Annotated in this window: 17 protein-coding genes; 7 read left to right on the top strand and 10 right to left on the bottom strand. The window is 61.2% G+C overall.

Annotated elements, in window-relative coordinates; translation table 11 throughout:
* Positions 1-503 precede the first annotated feature (503 nt).
* From QZ650_RS05835 to QZ650_RS05845, 3 genes are all read right to left on the bottom strand, one after another.
* Positions 504-710, bottom strand: coding sequence for a histone family protein (locus QZ650_RS05835; RefSeq protein WP_066955067.1), 207 nt, complete (start codon positions 708-710; stop codon positions 504-506).
* A 186-nt stretch (positions 711-896) separates the two neighbouring features.
* Entirely contained in the window at positions 897-1,658 is a 762-nt protein-coding gene (gene mtxX / locus QZ650_RS05840; protein WP_292519716.1) for a methanogenesis marker protein Mmp4/MtxX, read from the bottom strand.
* Positions 1,649-2,659, bottom strand: a complete 1,011-nt coding sequence (locus tag QZ650_RS05845) for a methanogenesis marker 2 protein (protein ID WP_292519717.1) — start codon at positions 2,657-2,659, stop codon at positions 1,649-1,651. The genes mtxX and QZ650_RS05845 overlap by 10 nt, the downstream gene beginning before the upstream one ends.
* 249 nt (positions 2,660-2,908) lie before the next feature.
* Here QZ650_RS05845 and QZ650_RS05850 point away from each other — a divergent pair, with 249 nt between their 5' ends.
* Positions 2,909-4,255, top strand: a complete 1,347-nt coding sequence (locus QZ650_RS05850; protein ID WP_292519720.1) for a replication factor C large subunit — start codon at positions 2,909-2,911, stop codon at positions 4,253-4,255.
* Here QZ650_RS05850 and QZ650_RS05855 read toward each other — a convergent pair.
* Positions 4,252-4,659, bottom strand: coding sequence for a UPF0146 family protein (locus QZ650_RS05855; RefSeq protein WP_292519723.1), 408 nt, complete (start codon positions 4,657-4,659; stop codon positions 4,252-4,254). The two genes, QZ650_RS05850 and QZ650_RS05855, sit on opposite strands and share 4 nt — an antisense overlap.
* 17 nt (positions 4,660-4,676) lie before the next feature.
* Between QZ650_RS05855 and QZ650_RS05860 the strand changes: the two genes are divergently transcribed.
* Genes QZ650_RS05860 through QZ650_RS05880 form a run of 5 tightly spaced genes read left to right on the top strand, consistent with a single transcriptional unit; the run spans position 4,677 to position 7,714 of the window.
* Positions 4,677-5,204, top strand: coding sequence for an archaemetzincin family Zn-dependent metalloprotease (locus QZ650_RS05860; protein ID WP_292519726.1), 528 nt, complete (start codon positions 4,677-4,679; stop codon positions 5,202-5,204).
* A complete protein-coding gene (locus QZ650_RS05865; protein WP_292519728.1) occupies positions 5,201-5,371 on the top strand; it encodes a hypothetical protein in 171 nt (56 codons plus the stop codon). Before QZ650_RS05860 ends, QZ650_RS05865 begins: the two co-directional genes overlap by 4 nt.
* Before the next feature lie 11 nt (positions 5,372-5,382).
* Complete coding sequence (locus QZ650_RS05870) at positions 5,383-5,925, top strand: universal stress protein (protein ID WP_292519731.1); 543 nt, start codon at positions 5,383-5,385, stop codon at positions 5,923-5,925.
* Positions 5,926-5,936: 11 nt separating this feature from the next.
* Positions 5,937-7,259, top strand: coding sequence for an ArsB/NhaD family transporter (locus QZ650_RS05875; protein ID WP_292519733.1), 1,323 nt, complete (start codon positions 5,937-5,939; stop codon positions 7,257-7,259).
* Between the two features lie 5 nt (positions 7,260-7,264).
* A complete protein-coding gene (locus QZ650_RS05880; RefSeq protein WP_292519736.1) occupies positions 7,265-7,714 on the top strand; it encodes a universal stress protein in 450 nt (149 codons plus the stop codon).
* Between the two features lie 143 nt (positions 7,715-7,857).
* On the opposite strand, the gene budA is transcribed toward QZ650_RS05880, so the two are convergent.
* From budA to QZ650_RS05895, 3 genes are all read right to left on the bottom strand, one after another.
* Positions 7,858-8,682, bottom strand: coding sequence for an acetolactate decarboxylase (budA, locus tag QZ650_RS05885; protein WP_292519738.1), 825 nt, complete (start codon positions 8,680-8,682; stop codon positions 7,858-7,860).
* A 10-nt stretch (positions 8,683-8,692) separates the two neighbouring features.
* A complete protein-coding gene (locus QZ650_RS05890; protein WP_292519740.1) occupies positions 8,693-9,127 on the bottom strand; it encodes a nucleoside deaminase in 435 nt (144 codons plus the stop codon).
* A 263-nt stretch (positions 9,128-9,390) separates the two neighbouring features.
* A complete protein-coding gene (locus QZ650_RS05895; protein ID WP_292519743.1) occupies positions 9,391-9,933 on the bottom strand; it encodes a HEAT repeat domain-containing protein in 543 nt (180 codons plus the stop codon).
* 105 nt (positions 9,934-10,038) lie between these two features.
* On the opposite strand from QZ650_RS05895, the gene QZ650_RS05900 reads away from it, so the two are divergent.
* Complete coding sequence (locus QZ650_RS05900) at positions 10,039-10,467, top strand: hypothetical protein (protein ID WP_292519745.1); 429 nt, start codon at positions 10,039-10,041, stop codon at positions 10,465-10,467.
* Positions 10,468-10,503: 36 nt separating this feature from the next.
* Here QZ650_RS05900 and nadC read toward each other — a convergent pair whose 3' ends face one another.
* Genes nadC through nadX form a run of 3 tightly spaced genes read right to left on the bottom strand, consistent with a single transcriptional unit; the run spans position 10,504 to position 13,020 of the window.
* Positions 10,504-11,358: a carboxylating nicotinate-nucleotide diphosphorylase gene (gene nadC / locus QZ650_RS05905; protein ID WP_292519748.1), complete on the bottom strand. Its 855-nt coding sequence runs from the start codon at positions 11,356-11,358 to the stop codon at positions 10,504-10,506.
* A 7-nt stretch (positions 11,359-11,365) separates the two neighbouring features.
* Complete coding sequence (nadA, locus tag QZ650_RS05910) at positions 11,366-12,259, bottom strand: quinolinate synthase NadA (protein WP_292519751.1); 894 nt, start codon at positions 12,257-12,259, stop codon at positions 11,366-11,368.
* Positions 12,260-12,261: 2 nt separating this feature from the next.
* Positions 12,262-13,020, bottom strand: coding sequence for an aspartate dehydrogenase (nadX, locus tag QZ650_RS05915; protein ID WP_292519753.1), 759 nt, complete (start codon positions 13,018-13,020; stop codon positions 12,262-12,264).
* Between the last annotated feature and the right edge of the window lie 78 nt (positions 13,021-13,098).

Consider the following 13,098-nt stretch of genomic DNA (forward strand, 5'->3'; position numbering starts at 1 on the left):
AGGAGTTGGAGCACCGCAGGTGCGACTGAGGAGCGCGACGCGCGGGTGGGGTGGGGGTTACAGGTGTCCTTACGGAGTAGAGACGGGGGAGGGGGGGCTCGCCCCCCTCGAAACTCTTCGAGTTTCTCAAGCTCGCTAAGCTCGCACTCCCCACCTGACGGTGGTCGAGCTCCATTCCTATCGGAACGTCGCACTCCCCGTCAGCCCCACTTCGCACCTTCGGTGCTCGAACTCCGTTCTTTCAGGACGTCGTTCTCCGGAGCGTCGTTCCCCCCATGGCGATATCCCCACGGTCCAGTGTATGGGGCTTTTCTTCGCTTGGTGTTCTGCTAGTTGCTGACCGAATTCCAGTGTCTCCTCACGCTCTACTCCCGGAAGAAACGCCACCGGTCGCACCCAACCACCAGAACAACAAACACGACACCGTCCGGCAAAAACCCACAGAATAGAGACCTGTGAAGGGGGTCTGATTACCCCCCGTAAAGAGAAGAGAGAAGACCGAGTTACGCGGACTTGACCGCGAGCTCGACGTCTTCTGCCTTGATCGTCTTGCGTCCTGCGTGCTGGGCAAGCCTGTTGGCTTCCTTGGTCAGCTCGGCGATGTACGCCTCGGCCTTGGTAACCAGTGCAGCAGCGGCGTCGCTGCCCACTCTCTCAGCACCATTCTTCTTTGCGATACGAACAACCGCAGCAATAGGTAGATCTGCCATAATCTAATTCACCTCTAAAAAGAGGTGTATGAGTTAATATTTAAACATTTCGGGATTATCTCGAAAATTTGCGTTTCTCTTCCCCATCGGGATTACATATGGAGAGTGCATCTCGATACCCGGCAGAGAATTGAGGCGATTCAAAAAAAGGCAAATATTGCGTTTTTTGGGAAAATGAGGTCAAATTTAAGAACGCCGGTATTCCACCAGCGATTTTGCGAGTAATACTGCATTGGTATAATTTGCTGAGGCGCGCGACGTATCCACGAAAATTTCATCGATATTTACCACCGGAGCACCGTGTCCCATCCCCGCTCCGAGGAACGTGAGCGTACGGAAGATCAGGTTCCCCGAGACCCCGTCGGGAGCGACGACCATCCCGTAGCGCCCCGCTGTCTCCTCGATCAGGATCTCGGCATGCTCCGCACCGGTCAGGCGGGCGACGAGCTCGGCATCCGCCATCGTCCGGTCGACGACCGGGTGCCGCCCGATATCCCCGAGCCTTCCGCCCGAGAGGACCGCCACCCCCTCCGGAAGCCCGAAACTCCTGGCAATCTCCCTGCCGCGCTCCACGAACCGCACCTTCTCTTTGACGGTCCAGCCCTCATCGACCCCGACCGGGGCGAGGAGGAAGAGGTCTCCACCGGCTGTCTCAAGCAGCGCAATCCGCTCCAGGTGGTCGACGCCTGCGGCCAGTTTGAGGGCCTTTAACGTGGAGGACGCAGGCAGGGTACCCCTGACGGCGGCATCGATCCTGCCGTCCGTGAGAGCCGAAACGAGGGCCGTCTCCGGCCGGTCCGCCTCGACGACCCGCACGGCGTCTCCAAAAAAACCGGCAGTGCCCGGGTGGGAAAAAAGGATAAGGTCAACCTCCGGGCCGATCGCCCGGATGGTCGCGAGGATTCTCTCATCAGGGGATGCCGCACCAAGACCGACCGTTACCGGCATGCCCCTCCTTCAGAGAAGATCCGCATGATACCGTTCTGGTCCAGGTCAAAGACCTCCGTCTCCCGGCCCAGGTACCTGACGGTCAGTCTCCGGCTGCCGTCGACCTCCCCGATGGTGGCCGCAGCGATCCCGACATCGGCGAACCGGCGGCAGACCTCCTCCGCATGCTCCTTCTTTGCGGTCAGGATGAACCCCATACCGGGATACATCCGCACCCACTGCTCGAAGGGAAGACCGATCGCAGTGAGATCCGGCCGCGGGATCGCCTCAAGGTCGATCACCGCTCCCTTCCCGCTCATCTCAAGGAGCATGCCGAGGGTCCCGATGACACCCGGGTTGCTGATGTCCTTGCCGGCCGTCACCAGGCGCTCTCTCCCGAGATCCTCCATCACCTGGATCTGGGCCCGCACCACCTCTGCCGGCTTCATCGTGACCGAGTCCCAGTTAAAACAGCATGACGGGTGCACCCGGCCGTCGATATCGATCGCCGCGATCACCCGGTCACCCTCCTCTGCCGTGTTCGAGAAGATGAGCTGGTTCATCCGGGCCGTCCCGAGAATCGCCACATCCACAACGCTGTATGGCGTCGCCGGGTGCAGGTGCCCGCCAACGATCGGGACGCCGAATTGTCCGGACGCGGCGACCATGCCCCGGGTCACCTCGTCGCGGATCCGGTCGTCCGCAACAGAGAGGATATCAACCATCGCAACAGGCCTCCCCCCCATGGCAGCAATATCGTGGACGTTCACGAGCACGGCACAGTAGCCTGCCCAGAACGGGTCCGCTTCCATGAGTTTGCTCCAGATGCCGTCTGCCGCAAGCAGTAGCGCATCCTCCGCGTTATGCCGGATGACCGCGGCATCCTCACCAAACGACGCGACGACGTCGGGACTCTCGATATGGAGAGACCGGATCATCTGCCCGATCACCTTCTTCCGGGTAACGCCCTCATAGTCCCTGACGGCCTGTGCTACCGTATCGGTGGAGCAATCTTTCACCACAAGAACACCAGCACTCCACTTTTCTTTATGGTATTCTGTCTCATCAGAGATAATGTATTTGATTCACCGGTATTATGCACTCCGTCCCGCGAGCCGGTCGCGGTAGAGGGGGACCGACCGGTCCGGATCCGGATGAGGAGCCAGGAAGGCTCCAACCGGGAGAGGCGTTCTTCCCATGCAGGACGTGTCCCGGATCCCCGTGCCCAACCCGGGGTTGTATTTTTGATGCACCGCGACGAATAGATCGGTATGGATTGGGTGGAGAAGTACAGGCCACAGCGTCTCTCGGACATTGTGGGGAACTCCGGCGCCGTCAGGCAGATGTACGAATGGGCGCGGGACTGGTCGCGGCAGAAAAAGCCGCTGCTCCTGTACGGAAAGCCCGGTATCGGCAAGACCTCAAGCGCGTACGCCCTTGCAAACGACATGAACTGGGAGGTGGTCGAGTTGAACGCCTCCGACCAGCGGACCAAATCGGCCCTTGAGAAGGTGGCGGGATCGGGGTCCACGACGGCCAGCCTCTCCGGTGCAAGCCGCAAACTCATCCTGCTCGACGAGGCCGACAACCTGCACGGGCAGGCGGACCGGGGCGGAGCGAAGGCGATCGTGGATATCATCGCCGAATCGCAGCAGCCGATGATCCTGATCGCAAACGACTACTACTCCCTCTCAAGAGACCTCAAAGCGGCCACGGAACCGGTGCAGTTTCGGGCGCTCCAGGCCCGCTCGATCGTCCCCCGTCTCCGCCAGATCTGTGCCGCAGAGGGCGTGGCGTGCGATCCCGTCGTGCTCGAGGAGATCGCGAACCGCGCCGGCGGCGACATGCGGGCCGCCGTGAACATGCTCTACGCCGCAGCTCTCGGGAAGGAGCGCCTCCTTGCCGGCGATGTCCAGACCTCCGCAAAGGACGAGCGTTCCACCATCTTCGAACTCGTCGGGGGGGCATTCAAGGGACGTAGAGACGCCGACCTGCTCCGCATGGCCGTGGAGGTCGAGGATACCCCGGATGCCGTCGAGCAGTGGCTCGAAGGAAATATCGATCATATGCCGGACTCCGCCTCCCGGGCGAAGGGTTATGCCTGCCTCGCAAGAGCGGACGAGTATATCGGCCGGACCTACCGGCGGCAGTACTACACCCTCTGGCGGTATGCGAACGCCGTCATGCTCCTCGGCATCGCCGACGCCGCCGGCGGGCACGGTGTCCACGGCCGCATCATGCCGCCGTCGCGCTGGCAGAAGATGGGGACATCAAAGAAGCAGAAGGCGCTCAGGGCCGGACTGACCCGGAAACTCAGCGAGATGGCGCACATCCCCGAGAGCGTCCTGCGCGAAGACTTCTTCACCGCGATCAGTATCCTCGTCGAGCAGAACCCGAAAGGATACGTTCGCGAGTTCGGGCTCGACGCCGATGAGCTCGCCCTCTTCATCCACGACAAACCCCTGGCCACGAAGATGGTCAAGGAGGTGGCAAAAGAGGAGAAGGCAAAAGAGAAGAAGGCTTCCGGCAAAGGAAAGAAGCCGAAGAACGACGATCCGCCTGGAGATGCCGGGGAGACGCACCAGGATCTTCCTCGTGGCCAGGCGACGCTCTTCTAAGTCCGGCGGCGGTGATAGCAGTGGAGAAGAGCGGGACCGCAGTCCACGATCTCGCCGCCGTCTTCGTAAATCTCGCACCCCAGGTGATAGACCAGGAGGTCGCAGTTGACCCGGCCGGCAAGAGCGATCAGCGACGGGACCATCTCGACACCGGGCCGTACGGCATAGATCAGGTCCGCACCCGCATAGAGCCGGAGATCGGGCTCGAAGATATCGTCGGTCACCACGGTGAGCCCGTCGTGCCGGATACCGGGCCGGATATCGGTGCAGAGCATAAGAGCACCTGCGGCCGCGATCAATCTTGCGGCCTCCGGGTTGTTGCCGATGCCCACTTCCACAGCCTTTCGGTAATGATTGGCGATATACTCCCCGATACTCCGTTCAATACGTTTATAGTGACACATTACCCAGAAATTAGGTGATGGGCATCAATATTCTTTGGGACCCGCTGGCACCGGAAGGTATCGAACTCCCGGTCGCCCGGATGATCGCGATGATCCTCGGAAGAGAACCCGAACTCATCGATTATCCGTTCCTCATCGAAGGCTATGACAGAACTCGCAACCAGTACGATGCTCAAAACATCCTGGACCGCCTTCAGGACACCTTCACCCGCAGGTATCCGATCTCCGGCCCCCTGCTGCTCGTCACCTCCCACGACCTCTACGTCAACGGGTGTGACTTCGTCTTCGGTCTCGCACGGCCGGCATGCGGCGTCGCCGTCGTCTCGACCGCCCGCCTCGGGAACGAGTACTACGGCAGGACGCCGGACGATACCGACCTCGTTGACCGGGTTGCAAAGGAGGGAGCACACGAACTCGGGCACCTCCTCGGACTCGGGCACTGCGGCAACCCCGAATGCGTAATGTTCCGGCCGCGGACCCTGGACGAACTGGACAGGAAGAGGAAGATGCTCTGCCCGGCCTGCACAAGGGCGCTCGCGCCATGAAAGAGGGACAGGCGAGGATCCCGGGAATCCTCCCCCGGAGCAGTCCTCCCGCCGTCGTCCCGGTGAGAGCAATTGAGATCCCCGCAAGCATCCTTCCGGCGCTTCGGCGGGAGGCATGCGGCAACGGCCAATCAAAAGTATTAAACGAGAGTTTCGGGATACAATGAAGTGAGTTACCATGGGATACTCTTCTGCCCTGATCCAGCGAAAGTTCAAAGATATCGTCGGGAGGCGCTACGAGTCGGTCCTCAAGGAGTACGGTGAGTTTCTGCTGGCCGACGAGGAGATGCTCGTCCCGGAGGTCCGCTCCATCCTGATACCGCTCGACCTCTTCGCCCATGATATCACCGATGAGGCCATCGACATCCTCTCCGCCTACGATGCCACCATCTCGCTTGCCTACATCACCGACGCCGGGGTGGTCGAACTCATTGAGCAGACGCTTGACCGTGCATCAATGGAGGAGTTCCAGGCAAAGAAAGAAGAGTACGGGCAGAGACTGCTCGAACGAACCGTGGCAAAACTCGAAGAACACGGTTTTTCAACCCAGACAAGGATGTTTGTCGGGCATAAGGGCGACGATGTCGTCCAGATGGCGAAGAATCACGATATGGTCGCGCTCTCCCGGCGCTATGCGAACGGGGAATCGACCGATCTCTCGATCAGCCCGACCGTCCTGCGCATCTGCCAGCGGGTGGAGACGCCAGCTCTCATCTACTGACAGGTGCGTGGATGGATACAATTGCACTGATCGCAGTAGCGGTCTTTCTCTTCACCTACGCCCTCATCATCGACGAGCGGATCCACCGGGCTGTTGCCGCCATGATGGGAGCGGCGGTCGTCGTCTTCATCGGGATCATCACCTGGGAGGGACTCCTCGAGCATATCGACTTCGGGACGATCTTTCTGCTCCTCGGGATGATGATCATCGTCAATACCGCCCGTGGCAGCGGTCTCTTCGAGTATATCGCAATACGCACGGCGAAACTCGCAAAAGGGAGTCCAATCAGGGTCATGATACTCTTTGCGATCGTGACCGCGATCGTGAGCGCGTTCCTCGACAACGTCACCACGGTCCTTCTCCTCACCCCGATGCTCCTTTACGTCGCGAGGGTGATGAACCTCAACCCCATCCCGTTCCTCGTCACGGAGATCTTCGCCTCCAACGTCGGCGGGGCCGCAACGCTCATCGGCGACCCGCCGAACATCATGATCGCATCGTCAGCGGGACTGACGTTCAATGAGTTCCTGATCCACCTCGGGCCCATCATGGTCGTCAATATGGTGCTCCTCATCGGGCTGATGTACCTCATCTACGGCCGGTCCATGAGGGTGAGCCCGGATGAACGGCAGGAACTGGTCCGGACACTCAACGGTCTCGATGAGCGGGCGGCGATCGTCGACCGGTCGCTCTTCAACAAGTCAGTGGCCGTCATCGCCTTTGTGGTCCTTCTCTTCTTCATCCACGATCGGATAGGCGAGATTCTGCACACCGTCCTGCCGTTCGTCGACCCGACGATGGGGCTTGAGCCCGCGGAGGTGGCCCTCATCGGGGCGGCAATCCTCCTCTTCTGGAGCAGACAGTCCCCTGAGGAGATCTTTGAGAAGATCGAGTGGCCGGCCCTCTTCTTCTTCGGGGGGCTCTTCGTCATCGTCGGCGCCCTCGTCGAGACCGGGATCATCTCAAGCATCGCTACAGTCATGGTCGAGAACGTCGGAACGACCGGGGAAGCGATGTTCATCGTTACCTGGTTTGCCGCCATCGCCTCGGCGATCGTGGACAACATCCCCCTGACCGCGGCGATGATCCCGCTCATTCACGACCTGGGGGCGACAATGGACGTCTACCCGCTCTGGTGGTCACTTGCCCTCGGTGCGTGTCTCGGCGGAAACGGCACCGCCATCGGTGCGTCAGCAAACGTCGTGGTCATCGGTATCGCCGAACGCGAGGGGATCGGCATCACGTTCATCGACTTCCTGAAGGTGGGGATGCTCGTACTCTTCCTGACGGTTGCAGTAGGATTTGGAATACTCTGGCTGAAATTTGCGATGTGAATGACATGAAGATTCTGGTGCTTATCGATGGTTCGAAGTGGAGCCAGAAAGCGGCTCTGCACGCGATTGGACTGGCAAAGCGGAAGAATGCCGAGGTGGTCCTCTTCTCGGTGCTGGATATCGCGGAGGCAAAAGCGATGACGTTCAACTTCTGCGCCCAGAGCGGGATCTGCGAGCAGTTGAAGGATTATGAGAGCAGGATCTGGAAGGACATGCATAAGAGCATCGAGGACGACCAGAACAGCCTCCTTACCCGCTACCGGGGGGAGAAAGTCCTGTGCTCGGGTAAGATTGTCGAGGGCAGTGTCCGCGACGAGGTCGTCAGGGAGGCAAACTCCGGCGACTACGGGCTGGTCGTCATGGGGGCTTTCGGCCGGAGCGGGAAGACCCGGATCAGCGCCCTGCTCGAGCAGATCGGCGGCGCGGTCAGCCCCCCGCTGCTCGTTGTCCGGTAATCTCCACTTTTCCAGGCCGGGTCTTAAATCCCGCCCACAGTCTTTTCTCAACCGAAGAACGGTTTTCCCGAAGGAGGATTTCTGCCATATGAGCTGGCGCTCTACTCTCGGTTCAGGCAAAGGGCGCAAAAAATGAGTGGTTCTTACTCAACCTTCTCAAGATCGTCCGAGAGGTCTGTCGAGAGGTCGACCGTCCAGAAGTCGCCGCTCGCGGGGAACGCCATGCTGAAGTTCGTCGTGGTGTCAACCTGGATGCTGCTCCCCGCAGGCGCCACCATCTCAAGCAGGTGCCCGCCGGCGGTGCGATCGGCGGTGATGAAGTGGAGATGGTAACCCGGGACGTTGATCCCTTTCGCGAGCGCCGGCGTCCAGAACCCGACGGCAGTCCCGGTGACGTTCTCAAACGTAAAGACCATCTGGTTCGCCGTCACATCAGCGAGCCGTGGGTAGGGTCTCTCCTGGGCGGGCACGCTCCGGGTCACCACCCGCGGGAAGGTGCCGTCCATCCGGATCGCATAAAAGAGGTTCTCGGAGGGGAGCTCCGCCGCCAGGCGGCGCCCGAGACCGGTCAGGTTCATCGGTTCGTCGATCGTGACCGAGAGGTCCGGGTCAAAGAACGTCGCGACGGCAAACGGCGTCGTCTCGTTCCCGGCGACCGGGTAGGCCCGGCCGTCAACCCGGATAAGGTACCACTCGCCGTCGACGCCGATCAGTTCCCCGTCGAGCCGGTCACCGCACCCGATCCCGAGATCCCCGTAGGTCGCGAGATCGTCGTACGCCACGCTCCCGTCATACACGCCCTGCAGGAGTGCATCGATCGTCGAGACCTGAAAGAGCGTCTCCCGATCGACGTCCTTGCCGGGTACAGGCCCGGCAAGGATGGGCGCGACGGCAAGGGCGACACAGGCGCCGATGAGGAAGAAGACGGCGGCAACGGCGGCGTAAGGAAGCAATGCACGTGTAGCCATGAAGCGCCCCTCACAGCACCCCGATATCCTCGTACCAGAGATGGGGATGAGCCTCGATGAACGCGTGCATCATTGTTTTGCAGATATCGAGATCCAGGTCGAGCACCTCGACCCCGTGGGACTCAAGGAAGTCCCGCGCTCCCGGGAAGTTCACCGACTCCCCTGCCACAACCTTCCCGATCCCGAACTGGACGGCCGCTCCGGCACAGAGGTAGCAGGGCATCAGTGTGGAGTAGAGGGTACACTCGGTGTAGTTCTGGATCCTCCCGGCGTTCCTCAGACAGTCGATCTCGGCATGGAGTATGGGGTCGTTGCACTGGACACGGCGGTTCCGCCCCCTTCCGATGATCCGACCGCCGCGGACCAGCACCGCCCCGATGGGTATCCCACCTTCCTGCAGGCCCTCTTCCGCCTCTTCAATGGCGCACTTCATGAATAAGTCCATCTACATTCTCCCGGGGCGCTGATCTTACGATACGTGGAGCGCAGCTGTTAGTTAAATAAATGGAGTTGCTACTAGGTTATAAACCCATATGGGATGAACGCGGCGCACCCGGGCTATGATAAGCGAAACAGCATTCTGATGGGTACGTAAACAGCCGGGACCGCATCAGACAACCCCGCCACTACGGGTTCCAACCCGGGCCTGATAACCCGCGCTCCGCGTGGACCGAGATGACCGGCCGCTGGAGAGAGACGGCATCCGCGTCAGATGGCCGGGATCTCCCGCTCGGTCCCGATCTCATCGAGCGCCTGCCGGGCAGCAAGCCCGACCTCGCGGTCAGGATCGCCGAGGAGGCGTGCCAGGGGCTCCCGGGCCTGTGAATTGCCTATCCGCCCGAGCGCCCATGCAGCCATCTTCCGGACCCGGGGTTTCTCGTCGTCGAGCATCCGGATCAGCGGTTCGACGGCCCGGGGGTCACCGATGTTCCCGAGCGCCCATGCTGCGCCCGCCCGGACCCAGGGACTCGCATCCTCCAGGCTCTGTATCAACGGGAGAACGGGTTCGCGGTCATCGAGGATCCCGAGCGCTCTTGCCGCCTTCCACCGAACATCGACGTATTCGTCGTCCAGCGCCCGGATCAGGGGCTGCACCGCACGGCGGTCCCCCATCTCCCCGAGGGCATCAGCGGCTCGCCACCGATCGTTGAGATTCTCGGACTCCAGCATCGAGAGGTACCTGTGGAGTCTCTTCTCCCTGTTGAGGCTCCCGACCCCTCCTCCCGGTACCGGCGAATCCTTCCCCACCATAGGCCACCTCACGCCCAACTTGGGCCACCGATGTATAAGGTTTTCCCCGAAAAGAAGACACACGCAGGAGGTGAATTTTTCTACTTTCTCTGCCTTCACCATAGTATGGAGAGTTCGACCGGTATACCGGAGGGCAGAACGTTCCCGCCGGACCTGGAACGCATCGGTGTCGCCCCCGGAGCGAAGATCGACATCAGGGATCTCGACACCCTGAGTAAGCATCACAACTTCCATGTTTATCTGTACTTTGAGGAAGACCTGGCCCGGGATTCCACACTCCGAAAAGACCTGCAGGAATACAGCGACGTCCCGGACCTGGAACGCCCGTTCATCAGGCTGGATGCGTTTCTCCGGTTCGCAACCGAGTCGGACCCTCTCTTCATCCAGCGCTTGAATGAACTTCCGCTGGTCGTTGAGGTCATCGCTTACGGGGAGATCGCGATCCGGGGAGGGAAGAACACACCGTACGTAAAAGGAGTGATGCCGTTCCTGGACGAACTCACGATGGAAGAGGATACGCCCGGGGGACCCTGATCCCTCGCCTTTCTCCCCCGGGCACTTTCAGCACGGTCACGAAACCCGAACCGTGCCCGCACCCTTCAGGATATCCAGGCTCACGTCGAAGTTCCTGACCGTATGGGTGAGTGACCCCATACTGATGATATCGATCCCGGTCGCGGCGTAATCGGCGAGGTCATCGGCAGTAACCCTCCCCGAGACCTCGAGGGTCAGACGGTCCCGGAGGCCCCGCCCGGTCAGCGCACGGACTGTCTCCCGGACCGCGTCCGGGGCCATGTTGTCGAGCAGGATGATATCGGCCCCGGCACCCGCAGCCGTGATCGCGTCCTCCGTTGTCTCGACTTCCACCTCGACCGCCCGGTAGAGGCTCTGTTCCTTCGCTCCCCGAACCGCCTTCGCGAGCGGCACCAGTGCGAGGTGGTTATCCTTGATCAGGACCATATCCGAGAGGGAGTACCGGTGCGGGTCCCCTCCGCCAAGCACCACCGCCTTCTTGTCCAGCATCCGCAGCCCCGGGGCCGTCTTCCGGGTGGCGGCGATCCGCACGGCAGGCGAGACCTTCCTGACTGCATCGACCGCTTCCCGCGTCCGGGTCGCAATCCCGCTCATGCGCCCGATGATATTGAGTGCCGTCCGTTCCACGAGGAGGATCGCTCTCGCAGGCCCGTCGAGTTCGAGAAGAGTCGTCCCCGGTGCGACCGTCCTGCCGTCCGGGATACGCTCGCGAACCCCAACCCCGAAATGCTCAAAGAGCGCCCGCGCCTCTGCAAGGCCGGCAACGGTCCCCGAATCCTTCGCCCGGATCACCGCCCGGCAGGGGATGTCGGGGACGACCGTCTCGGACGTGACATCCCCCCAGGGTGCATCCTCCCGGACGAACCGGAGCAGGTCCTCGATCGGGATCATGCACACCTCACGCCCCGACGGCGATCATCCGCTCGATAGACCGTCGTGCCCGGTCCATGACCTCACGGGGCAGGACGATCTCATGCTCCTCGCGATCGAGCGCCCGACGGAGGTCGGCGACGGATGTCTTCTTCATATCTGCACATACAGCCTCTGGCTTCTCGTAAAAGACCCTCCCGGGATAGAGCACCCGGAGGCGGGCGGCCATCTCCCGCTCGGTGAAGATCGACCAGGACCTGTCCGTACCGGCGGCGCTCCTGACCATACCGCTCGTGGACGCGACCAGGTCGGCCTGCTCCTGGATCTCCGGCGGGCATTCGGGGTGGCAGACGATCATGTCGCCTCTTCTCCGGGCCGCTTCAACGTCAGCGAGGGTGAATCCCGCATGAACGTAGCAGTGGCCGCCGGGCGGGACCGGGATGATCGTCTTTCCGGGGAGTTCACGCTGGACGTATGCCGCAAGGTTTGCATCCGGCCCAAAGAGGATCGTATCGTTCGGGAGCGACGCGACAACCCTGACCGCGTTTGCGGAGGTGCAGGTTATATCGGCAATCGCCTTGACCTCAGCCGTACTGTTGACGTAGACCACAACGGCCGCATCGGGATGCCGCTCTTTTGCCGCCCGGATCAGGTCCGGGGTCAGGAAGTCAGCGAGGGGACACCCGGCGTCCTCCACCGGGATGATGACCTTCCGGTCCGGGTTGAGGATCTTTGCCGTCTCGGCCATGAACCGGACGCCGCAGATGACGATCAGGTCCGCCCCGGTCGCTTTTGCCTTCGCCGCGAGTTCAAGGCTGTCACCAACCACATCGGCAAGCGCCTGGATCTCCATGGGCTGGTAATTGTGCGCCATGACGGTTGCGTTCTTCAGGGTTTTGAGTGCACGAATCTCTGTCTCCATTGTTACGTTCCCACCACCAGAGGGTTCTCGAGGTTCTTTAAGAGTGTCAGGATGGAGAGAGCTGCCATGTAACTTGTTGCAGGGTTGTCAGGGCTCGGTACGTTCCTGACCCGTATATAGATGTCCCCGAAGTCGCCCTCGACGAATACCTCGTGTATATTTCTCTCCGCTGCAGGGTCGACCCAGAGCTCCACGTCGACGTCCCTGCCGGCAGCAAGTCCCAATGCCACCGCGACGTTGATGTTCTTCGGATACTGTTTTATGCAATCGTGGGCGAGCCCCTTAAATATCTCTGTCCGGTTCGCGACAGGGATCCCGAGCGATGCAGGGGGTTTCGTCGTCCGCAGGAGGAGTTTCTCCGGCGGCGAGACCTGGCCGATCTTGAGGTTATCGAGCCCGACGATGGCGCCGCTCGGGATCCGGATCTTCTTTCCCGCCTCACGGGCAACCCCGATAAGGCGCTCACGGAACTCTTCGTCGGCGAGAGCCCCCCCCGAGAGGAGGATGATATCCCGCCCCGACCGAAGGACAGTCTCCGCGTGACACCTGACGGCGTCGACCGAGGCGGCTTCCACGACAATCGAGAAATCCTCCTGCATGAAGGCGTCAAAGTCCGTATACGGACGGGCATGGCAGAGCGCCGCGAGTTCCTCCGCCCGCCCGGGGATGATATCGAAGACTGCAACGACCTGGATGCTCTCGGCGTGCGTGGCGATAATATGCCCGACGTTGCCGCATCCCAGCAACCCTATTTTAATCATCAAGTAAAGAAGTTGTAATGTCAGCGGTTAAGTATTGTGCTCGGCACAGACGGATAAACATCCATCGTCGGCGGAGAG

Source organism: Methanoculleus sp. (genome assembly GCF_020696975.1).
Classification (GTDB): Archaea; Halobacteriota; Methanomicrobia; order Methanomicrobiales; family Methanoculleaceae; genus Methanoculleus.